This window comes from Sphingobium sp. LSP13-1-1.1 (genome assembly GCF_040676415.1).
Lineage (GTDB): Bacteria > Pseudomonadota > Alphaproteobacteria > Sphingomonadales > Sphingomonadaceae > Sphingobium.
This window is the reverse complement of sequence record NZ_JBEGHU010000027.1, coordinates 1-10,845: the sequence shown is the minus strand read 5'-3', so window position 1 is coordinate 10,845 and position 10,845 is coordinate 1. Positions and strand designations below refer to the sequence as shown.

The following is a 10,845-nucleotide window of genomic DNA, read 5'->3' as shown; positions in this document are numbered from 1 at the left end:
CCTGCTCTTCGTCAGCAGAGCCACTGCCTACGCTGTCAACACCTACTTCATCGCAAAGATGGTCTGCCTCGTCCTGGCGGGGCTCAACATGCTGCTGTTCCAGAGCATCACCTGGCGCGGCCGAGATGGCTGGGATCACAGCGCCACGCTTCCGCTGGCGGCGAGGATGGCTGGCGGCATTTCGCTGTTATTCTGGATCCTGGTGGTCGTGTGTGGCCGTCTCATCGGCTTCACTCTCGCCGCCTTCTGGCAGAAACCCTGAGAGAGAATCCGGAAGTGCTTCCTGTGCTTCAAGATCACCGCTTCGGAAAGATGCCGCCGGCAACCTAGGCATTCGGTGAAGGCCGCGGATCAGGCCCGCCGTGCAAACGGGAACGTGCGTTGCGCGATCACCTCGCCCACTGCGCGATGCGCCTCCTCGAACGCAGCGTCGGTGTGGGGACTTGCAGCAGCATCTGAATTGGCGATCGAGATCAGACCGAATGGCTGCCGGGCGACGACACACGGTCGATCAGGCGCCTCCGAGAACACCCACTCCACGGGATCATAGAGGCTATTGTAGGTGTAAGCATAACCGTGGGGCCACCGATTGACCGTGATGCCGGCGATGTCTCGACCCGGATCGAAGCCTCCGGGCCCCAGGATACGTGCCAGCTGGCTTCTCGCCTGGCGTTCGAACTCCTCGAAGCTTATCGCAAGAAGCTCAGCGCGGCCGGCCCGATGCTGGTCCCGTTTCGTCGGCAAACCTGGCGCAGCCATGTACTTGTTCATCGCAACGACGATGGGCTCGTCCGGCGAAGTCGGGGGAACGACCTCGCCGATACCGACGCACTCCGCCAACGACACGTCCTGAAAGAACATCGTCTGGGAACTAACGCGCTGTATGCCGAGCTTCTGGAAAGCACGCCAGTTGCGCAGGGCAACGTTGGTATAGACCAGCGGACCCTTCACTCCATAGGCGAGAGCCTCGCGTTGAAGCGACGGGAGCTCGGGCACGAGATACGGGATGAACATGTTCCAGCAGGCCATGATCACATTGCGCGCGCGGACACGCTGCAAACCCTTCGCTTCCGCATCGTTGCTGCGAGCATATGTGACGATGCATTCCGTCGCTGCGGCCGGACTACCTTCGTGGCGAACGTTGAGCACCGTCGAGCTGAGACGGATCCGAACCGGCTGATCCGGTCGATCCAGCGCTCCGTAGTCGATCAGGCCGGTGCCTAGATCCTCCTGGGTCCTTGCCTTGGTGGCTCCCGGCACCAGCGAACCGACGAGCAACCGCGCGAGCGTGGCGCTGCCGTCGGGGAAATGGACCGAGGAGCCTGACTCCTTCTGGCGGCCATGATGGCCTCCGGGAAGGCTCTCGAACAGGCCATCCGGGATCGGGCCAAGCTGCAGGCCGGAGAAGCCCGGATAGCCCTGAACCCAGCCGAACAGGGCGGGGTAGGCGTCAGCCCCGACACAGAACGTCCCCTGACCAGCTCCCTGGAAGTACCAGAAGGCCTGCGGATCGATCTTGACGATCTTCAGCAGATAATCTCGATAGGATGTCTTGGCGAGCAGCGCCTTCTTCTCGGCGATGCTCCGCCCGGCGAGATAATCGGGCTGATCGGGCGCAAGCAGCCGGAGCATGTCAGCCTTGGCACGCGCCGACAGCGGACTGCGCGCGATCGCGTCCGGGCTCGGCCCGCCGCGCATGTCGGATGCTGCAGGTGGCACAATAAGCTGATCGCGCCTCCACGTCTCTCGATCGAAGAAGTGCCCGGAGCGCAGGCCGAGCGTGTCGTAGAGCTTGTAATTCGCGCTGTTCGCCTGTTCGTAGCGGTGTAGATCAACCCCTAGATCATCAAGGACGCTGCGAGCCCATCGATTGTACCGGTCGGGCGACTCGATCTCGAGCACGCCGCCGTTGGTGACGAGCAGCCGCCCATCCACGCGAAACTCGTTCCGCCTGGCGTGGCCACCGAAATCGTCGTGGTTCTCGAGGATCAGAACACGCACATCGCGCCCGACGCTCTTGATGAAGAAGTGGGCGGCCGCCAATCCGCTCAGGCCTCCGCCGACGATCACGAGATCATAGGTCTCGCCGACGTCCACCGCGGTTGCCGGATCGAGCGATCCGTCGCGCAGCGCGTGAGCCGCCTCGAACGCTCCTGGATGACTCCCGCGCATCCCCATCCGAGCGGGGGGGTAGTTCGTCGGCGGGGCCTTCCCGCCAGTCGTGGAGGCGGAGGGGGCGGCTGCTCCGGCCGTCGCGGTGGCGAGGGCTGCAATCCCGACGGCCGCGCCATTGACGAAGTCCCGGCGCGTGATGGCTCGATCCATCCCCAATGCGCGATCGTCGGCTATCGGCGAACCATTCGCCGGACGGGTGGTGTTCATTTGCTCGATCGCCTCCAGCGCAGATCATATTCGGTGGTCCAAGTCCGGCCTTGGTCCTCGGTCCCAACAGACAGTTCGCGAACGGTTCCGTCCGGCTCCCGCGACAACGTCCAGTGTCGTAGCCGGACGCCACCGCCGACAAGCGGCCGCTCGGTCACGAAAAGCACGCGGTCCTTGCTCTGCTCCGTCCCAAGGAACGATGTCGCGGACGCGGTATCCGCCGCCCATAGGTACAGCCAGCGGCTCACCAGGCGCGAGTAGGTGAACAAACCTAGTCCATTGCCGCTGCGAGGTTTGCCAGAGATCGACACCCACCGCTCATGTATGGCGCACCCACCAAGGGCACGTTCCATGGTCACGCGGGCATCCTTCTTCCCGTTCGCGTAAACATCCCATGTGCCGAGGGTGAAGTCCAATTGACGGTACAATGGATCCATCGCGCAACTCGGAGGACTCGCCGGAGCTGCTGCAGACGCGGGCGCCGCCGCGACCAGCGCCAGCATCAGAATTGCGGGCGTCTGGAGGCGGCCCACTTCCACTGCATCAGTCCAGCGCATCGAATGTGCTTCCGATCCATCATTTCATTGATCTCCGGTTCGCAAAGCGGCTTCCAGCGAGGGAGATGCCTAAATGCGCCCCCTAGGTGCTGAATAGACACCGAACCCATGGCGATCATCCGCGCCGATCCCGAAGGGTCACTCCGTCGTCGATGATCACAGCTGGCTGAAGTCACCCGCCTCATAGGCGTCGGCGGTTCGTCGCAGCCATCGCCGGAATATCGCCAAGGCAGGCGTGCTCCAGCGATCCTCGCGGGCCAAGAGCGTATAGCCGCCGAACCGTACGGGTACGAAGTCCCCCTGCGCCAACTCGACCCTCACGAGGCGTCCATCGGCCAGCTCGTCGCCGAGCAGCATCGGATTGGCTAGGACTATCCCACGATCCTGACGGGCAGCGTTCAGCGTCAGATGAGCGTGCCAAAGGCGCGGCCCCGGAAGTTCATCGGATATCGTCATGCCCTGAGCCTCGAGCCAGTGGCGCCATTCCAGATCGTTGTCCTCGTGGAGCAAGGTGTAGGACAGCAACTCCTCGACGCTCTCCAGCGGCTTCATGTTTGCCACGTAGCCGGGGCTCGCCACTGGAAAGACGAGGGGGCGCGCGAACTCGAGCTTGTAGGCAACCTTCGGCACGGCCGCCTCCTCCCAACGGCGAAGGTAGCGTATATCCCCGTCGACCTCCTTCGAGCGGAAATCCGGGCTGGCGTCCGCTGGCCTGAAGTCTAGGTCGATAGAGGGATGGTGCTTGATGAAATCGCCCAGACGATCAGAGAGCCAGAGAGAGGCGAAGCCGGGAATGCACCAGATCCGAAGCTTCTTGCGCTCGGTGGTCTCGGTCAGCCGGGCGGTGGCGGTGGCGATGGTCGTCAGCGCCTTGTAGATCTCCTGATGATAGACTTGGCCGTCATCCGTCAACTGATAACCAGTCGGCTCTCGCACGAGCAGGTTCTTCCCGATCAGGCTCTCAAGCGTTCGAATGTGCCGACTAATGACCGCATGATCGATCTCCAGTTCCTTGCCGGCCTTCCTTACGCCCCCAAGCCGACCCACGGCCTCGAACGCCCGCAATGCCGCCAGCGGCGGTAGCAACTTGTGGTTCACCTAAATCCAAACTCCCGATCCCGCCGTTCGGTCGGCCCACTCGCGCGACATGATGTAACCTGTGCGACACGATGTAACCTGGTGGCTATCATACACCACCTGGGATGGTGTTCGCAACTTTCTGGTCGCGAACCTTTCGTCGATGAGTGCTGGGAACAATAGAGCCTATGATGATCGTCGGTGCAATCGGGGGATCATCGGCGCGGTCTGTTCGTCGGATCGGGCAGCGCGATAGCCTTGATCGGCCTCGCAGCCGTGATCATCGCCTTCATCCTCATGGATCGCCCAGAGCTGCTGCGATCGACGCATCGAACGGCGGCGCGCGACCGGCCGCATCGGCTTCGTCGATCCGTGAAAACGCGTTCTGCACGTATCGAACGCCAAGCCAGCGAAAAGGCTCGGGCTCCCACCGCTTGCCTTCACTGCGATGGAACGGCAGCTTTTCCAAACCGGTACACTGATCGGTGATTAATCCGCCCAGAAGTTTCCCGAACAGGCTGCTGGTCGCAACTCCGCGTCCCGTGTAGCCGTGCAATTGCGCCAATCGACTCTGTCGATCGAACGTCACCGTGGGCATCCAGTCGCGCGGTATGCCCAGGTAGCCGCCCCAGGCATGGGTAAATCTAACGCCTTCAAGTGCCGGCCACCATTCCCGAACGCATCCGCGCATCCACTCGAACACCGTCTCGTCCCGAATGGCGGCGTCGTCCATTCGCGATCCGAACCGGTAGTTGGCGCCTCGACTACCATAGAGGATGCGGCCATCGACGGTGCGGGTCAGATAGTTCTTGGTATGCGCCAGCGAACTGAGGCATTCACCGCCTTGCCACCCGAGCTCGCTCCACAAACTCTCGCTTAGTGGTTCGGTGAGCACGATCATCGACGACATGGGCAGCAGGCTTCGATGGAAGCGGGGGAGTCCGGTGAGATACGCCTCGCCTGCCGCCACCACGGCCAGTCTCGCGGACAGGTCACCTGCGGCCGTGACGATGGCCGCATCTGCTCCCGTGCGCAGCTCGGTTGCAGCCGTTCCCTCGTAAATCGTACCGCCAAGCCGTTCCACGACGCGCGCTAGTCCCCGCGCCAGCCGGCCCGGATGAACGGCAGCACCGATCGAGGTGGAAAGGCCAGCATGGATGTTGGTGGCGTGCACTCGCTCGAACGCCTCGCCTGCACTAAGGAGGCGCAGCGGACCGTCCATTCCCAGTCTGGCGAAGGTCGCAAGCGTATTGGAGAGCGAAGCGGCCTGCTTCGGACTACGCGCGAGGCTTAGCACCCCGGTCGTGCGATAGTGGGCGTCGATCCCCTCGCGCTCGCAGATTTCCCCGACGTAAGCGGCGGCTGCCTCGACCGACTTCAGGATCGCCCGTGCTCCATCGATACCGAACCTCGAGATCAGCGCCGCTGGCTCCAACGGAAAGCGTGGCGAACACCAGCCGCCGTTGCGGCCAGAGGCGCCATATCCACACACCTCGCGCTCCACGATCGCAACTTCGAGATCGGGTCTCGCCCGCAAGAGATGATAGGCTGTCCAGAGGCCGGAGAACCCGCCACCGAGGATGGCGACATCAACGACGCGGTCGCCGGCCAGCCGGGAGCGAGCGACAAGATCCTCGCCGCAGGTCTCCAGCCAGTAGCTCACCTGCGCCATCGACTGAGCCGCGAGGCGTGGATCGCGCAGCTCGGTCATGACCCTGATCCGCCTTGCTCGAAGAGAAAGAATATCTTGCGAGTGGGCTCGAGGACGTCCCAAACTCCGGCGCTCTCGGCCGAGCCGATCGGTTCGGGCACCGGAGCGAAGCGTGGAAGTTCGCGAACGAGTCGGCCCAACGAGAAATGGATCGGTTTCATTGACGTTCCTGCCGTGTTCCGCGCATCGTATCGGCGCTGCGAAGGTTATGAGGAAGTTTCAATCGGCTCCGCTGCCGCTGCAGACGCATCATTACATCTCAGGCCTCAGAGCGGATTGAGCACACGATCCAGGAAACGCCTCGTCCGCTCGGCGCGGGGAGCGGTCAGCACCTCCCGGGCCGCGCCCTGTTCGACGACCACACCTCCGTCCATGAAGATCGCGCGATCGCCGACGTCCCGCGCGAAGGCGATCTCGTGCGTGACGACGATCATGGTCATGCCTTCGACGGCCAAGCCGCGCATCACCTGCAGGACCTCTCCGACCCGCTCCGGATCGAGGGCGGAGGTCGGCTCGTCGAACAGTATGATGCTCGGCCGCATAGCCAAAGCGCGTGCGATGCCGACCCGTTGCTGCTGACCGCCTGAGAGCTTGGCGGGATAGGCTCGAGCGAAGTCGGCCATGCCAACGCGCTCCAGCAATGTCAAAGCTTCCGCCTCCGCCTCTGCGATCGGGCGACGTAGAACCTGCACGGGACCTTCCACGACATTCTCGAGGACAGTGCGGTGCGGGAACAGGTTGAACCGCTGGAACACCATAGCGGCCTTGCGGCGAACGGGGAGCAACGTTGCGTCCGAAACAAGATCTCCGTCGACCCGGATTTCGCCCGCATCGTGGCGTTCGAGTCCATTGATGCAGCGCAGCACGGTCGACTTGCCGGAGCCAGACGGCCCAAGCAGACAGGTGACCTCCCCCCGAGCGGCGGAGAAGCTCACGTTGCGGAGAACGACGTGAGAACCGAATGCCTTACCGACGCCGTTCAACTCTATCATCGCCGGCCCATTCGACGTTCGAGGTGACGGACAGCGGCGGCGAGAGGCAGGCTGGCCGCGAGATAAAGCAACGCGACGAGCAGGTAGATCGTGCCGTTCTTGAAGGTCGAGATCGCCAGCAGCTGGCCGGCGCGGGTGAGCTCGGCGATGGTGATCGTCGAAGCTATCGAAGAATCCTTGAGCAGCATCACAGCGGTGTTTCCGAACGGCGGAAGCGCGGTGCGTACGCCGAGCGGCAGCGTCACGCGATGGAACACATTTCGATCAGTCATCCCGAGCGAGCGTGCGGCTTCGATGGTCTGGGGATCTACGGACTGGAAACCCGACCTGAAATTTTCCGCCTGGTAGACCGAATAGGCGATACCGAGCCCGACCACCCCGGCCGAGAACGGCTCCAGCTCGATACCGACCTCGGGCAGCACGAAATAGACGCAGAACAGCTGCACAATGATGGGGATGCCCCGAATTATGTTGACGAAGATGCGTGCCGGGGCGCGCAGCGCGGCCAAGCGGCTCATCCCTCCAAGCGCGAGCAGGAGCCCGAGGGCGACGCTGAAGCTCAAGGCGCATAGGCTCAGCACGATGGTCATGGCCAAGCCCTTCAGCAGGACTGGAAGGTAGAGAACTGCGTCGCTAAGGAATTCGGCCATCAGGACGCCTCCAATCCCCAACGTCGGTTGATCTCCGGAATGGCGGAGGCTCGCATGCGTTCTATCGCCAGATCAACGTGCGCCAGCAGTGGATCGCCCTTACGTACGACCAGGCACAGCGCCTCGCCGGCCGGTGCCGCGAATTCCTCAGCCAGCCGCACCGGCCGCTTCGGACCCACTCGCAGCTGATAGGCGAGGATGGGCTGATCGCCGTAACCGACGTCGATTCTACCCAAGCCGAGATCACGCAAGATGTCGCTTAGTCCGTCATAGGTCGAGACATCGATCACACCGGCCGAGCGCAGCTGGTCTACGAACCGGGTGCCGATCTGCGCACCGACGCGCAGACCTCTCAGGGAGACGAGAGAAGGATAGGTGCGTTCGGACGCCACCGGCACGACCAGCGCACCTGAGTAGGAGTAGACCGGACTGCTGAAGGACACCACGGCCTCGCGCTCGGGCGTGCGCAGCATGGCGGCCGCGATCAGGTCGATCTTGCCTGCCGTCAACGACGGAATCAGCGCGCCGAAGGAGGTGATCCGCAGATCGGGAACCCGCCCAATCGCCCTGGCTACGAGAGCGGCAGTGTCAACCATCGACCCAGTCAGTTCGTTGGACCACGGGTCGACGAAGCTGAACGGCACCCCAGTCGGCGACGATCCGATCCGCAGCTGTCGGGCGTCGAGCACCGAACGAGAACATGCGGCAACGGCGGCCGAGGCCGCCAGCACCATGAATCCGCGCCTGTGCCACTCAGCTTCTATCACGCGCAGCGATCGATCGGACCAGTCATCGGCGGATCATGCCCGCGCAGCCCGGTGCACGAAAGTCTTCAATCGCAAACCATGCGGTGTCGGAGTGACACCACGGCCGACCCGAGCCAGACGTAACCGACCTCAAATGTCGGCGGCATGCAGGCCCTCACCACGCGTGCCGATTCAACCTGCCGATCCCAGTGCCGCCGATGGCATTCCACAGCTTTGGCGGCTGGAGGGCCTCGCTCCTCGGCGATCACCACATGCATGGGCTGGAAGGTAATCGCGGTCGTCATCGGCTCGCAGCGCCTGCGGTCGACCAGGGAAGCCCGCCCGTCAAGTTGAAGGAGACGTCGCCGGCGCACGCAGCGAGAGCAGAGCAAGGGCGCCGAGGAGGGAACCCATCGCCATCGCGACCGCCACGCCCTGGAGTCCGACGCCTGTCTGGAAGAGGTATCCAGCCAGAATCGGCCCCAGAGCGGAGCCGCCGCGCCCGATACCGACCACGAAACCCGTTCCCCCTGCGCGGACTGCCGTGGGGAAGGATTGCGCGAAAACCGCGTAGAGGCCCACGATCGCGGCATTCGTGAAGAAGCCGGCGGCGCCCGCCATCAGCGACAGGCCGGCCAGATCACTCTGCCCCCGTCCGAACAGAGTGACGAGCACCGCAGCGAGCAACATCGCACCTACAACCAGACTTCGCACCGCATATCGCTGCGTCAGGAGGCTCAAGGCAAGAGCGCCGAGCGCACCGCCGACGTTCGCCCAAACCAGCACGCTACCTGCCCGCGCCGGCTCAAAGCCCATGTCGACAACGATCTTCGGGATCCACTTCAGGATGAAGTAGAAGGTCATAACGTGCGCGAAGTAGGCAAAGGTGAGCAGGATAGTCGTCCGGGCGAGCGCCGGCTGGAACAACGCTGCCACGCCTGGGCGCGCACCGGCCGCGTCAATTTCGGGAAGCGCGCCGACCTTGTCTGCTCCAATCCTCCTCAGAACGGCGTTCGTCCTCTCGAGTGCCCGCGTGGGGCGCCTCTCGACCAGAAAGGCGACAGTCTCCGGAAGAAAAAGCCAGACGACAGGAATCAGTACTGTCGCCACTATCGCTCCGAACACGAAGATCGCGCGCCAGTCTCCTCCATCCAGCAGAAGCAGAGAGGAGATCGAGCCGCCAACGATCGCCCCCAACGGATAGCCGCCCGCCATGAGCGCTACCGCCAGTTGGCGGCGACGCGCGTTGGCAAACTCTGCAACCACCGCATTCGTCGTGGCCAGCATGCCACCGATGCCAAGCCCTGTGATGAGTCGGTAAGCCGATAAGGTGCCGACATCCGGGGCTACAGCCGCGAGCCCCATGCCCGCCGCCATGACCGTCAGGCAAAAGAGCACGATCGGCCGCCGGCCCCACCGGTCGGCGAGACTGCCGAGCACGACCGAGCCGGCCGCCATGCCGATCAACTCCATCGACAGCACGATGCCGAGTGCCGCGCGGTCGATCCCCCACTCGGCAGCGACGCCGGGAGAGGCAAAGCTGATCGACAGCACGTCAAAACCGTCGAGCGCGTTCAGGACGACGCACAGCACCACCGCCGCGATCTGGATCGGCGCCATCGGCCGTTCAGACACGAACGCGCGCGGGTCTTTTTCCATGACGACCTCTCAGATTCTTGCGGTGGTGGATCTCTGCCCAGAGACTTCGGGCGAGGCTCCCGTCAGCGTTGGGCCGTGAGCCTCACCTGCACTCGGACAACTTTGCTGACCCAGGCGCCGGTTGGATCGGATTTCATTCCGATGTCGACCGCCGCCCGGTCGAGTGCGAGGTCGCCCGACATCGTGGCCTTGTTTCCGTTGATCGCCAAGGTAAAGGGGAGTTGCACCGGAACCTTCCGACCCTTGATCTGCAACACTCCGTCCGCCACGTACTTTCCCGGCCCGGCGGCGCGGATCCTGCTTGTCGTGTAGGTGGCAGTAGGAAATGCGGCGGAGTTGAACCATTCCGCGCCTGCCAAGGTCGTCTCTTGAAAGCGATCGCCCGTCTTTGCGGACGCGGTAGCAAACACCACCACAGCCTTTGAACCCACCAGGTCTGCGGGATCGAAGGCGATCTGCGCCTTCCACTGGTCGAAGCGACCCTGAAACGGCTTCCCGGACTGGGTCCCCGCGAAGGAGACGCGGCCTTCCTGCGGCGACACCCGCCACGCTGGTGCTGCGGCTACGGCCGGGGTCGCAAACGCTGCGACGCAGATCAGAAGACGAGGCGAGATCATTGGCGGGTTTCCTTTCTTGCCTGAGGTATGTGGCGAGGGCGCACCCAGGGAGCCATGCCGGCGAGCACGTCATCACGATCGACGAGGTGATGCTTGAGTGCGGCGGCCACATGGACGGCCACCAGCAGGATACCGCTCCAGCCGAGCAGCTCGTGCGCATTCATGGAGACGTCGGCCACGACTGCGCGCCGCGCCTCGGACAAGCTAGCGACGAATCCGATGTGCGGCCATTCGAACTGGTTGAACCACAGCGTCGGGATAGCGAAGGCCGCTCCCATCGCGCGGTTCCAGCCGGCCGACACGTAGATCCAGCCGCTCAGCGGCAGCCCAACTATCAGTACATAGAGGAGGACGTGGGAGAGGCGAGCGCCCCACCTCTCCCAACGCGGCATCTCCTGGGGACGCGGCGGTGCCCGATGCAACAGGCGCCACACGACACGGATGACGCTCAAGA

At 63.6% G+C, this 10,845-nt stretch carries 9 protein-coding genes and 1 pseudogene; 1 reads left to right on the top strand and 9 read right to left on the bottom strand.

All coding sequences use genetic code 11. The annotated features are described in order from the left end of the window. Window positions 1-262, top strand: a pseudogene (locus tag MRBLSP13_RS15045) (hypothetical protein); the annotation flags it as partial. 89 nt (window positions 263-351) lie between these two features. Here the strand turns inward: MRBLSP13_RS15045 and MRBLSP13_RS15040 are convergent. From MRBLSP13_RS15040 to MRBLSP13_RS15000, 9 genes are all read right to left on the bottom strand, one after another. After that, complete coding sequence (locus MRBLSP13_RS15040) at window positions 352-2,382, bottom strand: NAD(P)/FAD-dependent oxidoreductase (RefSeq protein WP_363755345.1); 2,031 nt, start codon at window positions 2,380-2,382, stop codon at window positions 352-354. Between the two features lie 713 nt (window positions 2,383-3,095). Continuing rightward, entirely contained in the window at window positions 3,096-4,037 is a 942-nt protein-coding gene (locus MRBLSP13_RS15035; protein ID WP_363735834.1) for a LysR substrate-binding domain-containing protein, read from the bottom strand. 274 nt (window positions 4,038-4,311) lie between these two features. Further along, a complete protein-coding gene (locus tag MRBLSP13_RS15030) occupies window positions 4,312-5,727 on the bottom strand; it encodes an NAD(P)/FAD-dependent oxidoreductase (protein WP_363735835.1) in 1,416 nt (471 codons plus the stop codon). A gap of 266 nt (window positions 5,728-5,993) precedes the next feature. Further along, window positions 5,994-6,719, bottom strand: a complete 726-nt coding sequence (locus MRBLSP13_RS15025) for an amino acid ABC transporter ATP-binding protein (RefSeq protein WP_363755343.1) — start codon at window positions 6,717-6,719, stop codon at window positions 5,994-5,996. Beyond that, complete coding sequence (locus tag MRBLSP13_RS15020; protein ID WP_363735837.1) at window positions 6,716-7,369, bottom strand: amino acid ABC transporter permease; 654 nt, start codon at window positions 7,367-7,369, stop codon at window positions 6,716-6,718. Before MRBLSP13_RS15020 ends, MRBLSP13_RS15025 begins: the two co-directional genes overlap by 4 nt. Further along, a complete protein-coding gene (locus tag MRBLSP13_RS15015; protein WP_363735838.1) occupies window positions 7,369-8,103 on the bottom strand; it encodes a substrate-binding periplasmic protein in 735 nt (244 codons plus the stop codon). Before MRBLSP13_RS15015 ends, MRBLSP13_RS15020 begins: the two co-directional genes overlap by 1 nt. Before the next feature lie 357 nt (window positions 8,104-8,460). Continuing rightward, window positions 8,461-9,774 (bottom strand): MFS transporter, encoded by a 1,314-nt coding sequence (locus MRBLSP13_RS15010; protein WP_363755341.1) that lies wholly within the window; start codon window positions 9,772-9,774, stop codon window positions 8,461-8,463. Window positions 9,775-9,836: 62 nt separating this feature from the next. Next, on the bottom strand, window positions 9,837-10,391 hold the full coding sequence (locus MRBLSP13_RS15005) for a YceI family protein (RefSeq protein WP_363735840.1): 555 nt from the start codon (window positions 10,389-10,391) through the stop codon (window positions 9,837-9,839). Further along, the coding region (locus tag MRBLSP13_RS15000) for a cytochrome b (protein WP_363755339.1) at window positions 10,388-10,845 on the bottom strand (458 nt) is incomplete at its 5' end. The genes MRBLSP13_RS15000 and MRBLSP13_RS15005, both read right to left, overlap by 4 nt.

Excerpts from the sequence above, each read along its gene's own strand:
- MRBLSP13_RS15020 (WP_363735837.1), bottom strand. The coding sequence starts at position 7,369 with ATGGCCGAATTCCTTAGCGACGCAGTTCTCTACCTTCCAGTCCTGCTG.
- MRBLSP13_RS15030 (WP_363735835.1), bottom strand. The coding sequence starts at position 5,727 with ATGACCGAGCTGCGCGATCCACGCCTCGCGGCTCAGTCGATGGCGCAG.
- MRBLSP13_RS15005 (WP_363735840.1), bottom strand. The coding sequence starts at position 10,391 with ATGATCTCGCCTCGTCTTCTGATCTGCGTCGCAGCGTTTGCGACCCCG.
- MRBLSP13_RS15010 (WP_363755341.1), bottom strand. The coding sequence starts at position 9,774 with ATGGAAAAAGACCCGCGCGCGTTCGTGTCTGAACGGCCGATGGCGCCG.
- MRBLSP13_RS15025 (WP_363755343.1), bottom strand. The coding sequence starts at position 6,719 with ATGATAGAGTTGAACGGCGTCGGTAAGGCATTCGGTTCTCACGTCGTT.
- MRBLSP13_RS15040 (WP_363755345.1), bottom strand. The coding sequence starts at position 2,382 with ATGAACACCACCCGTCCGGCGAATGGTTCGCCGATAGCCGACGATCGC.
- MRBLSP13_RS15015 (WP_363735838.1), bottom strand. The coding sequence starts at position 8,103 with ATGGTGCTGGCGGCCTCGGCCGCCGTTGCCGCATGTTCTCGTTCGGTG.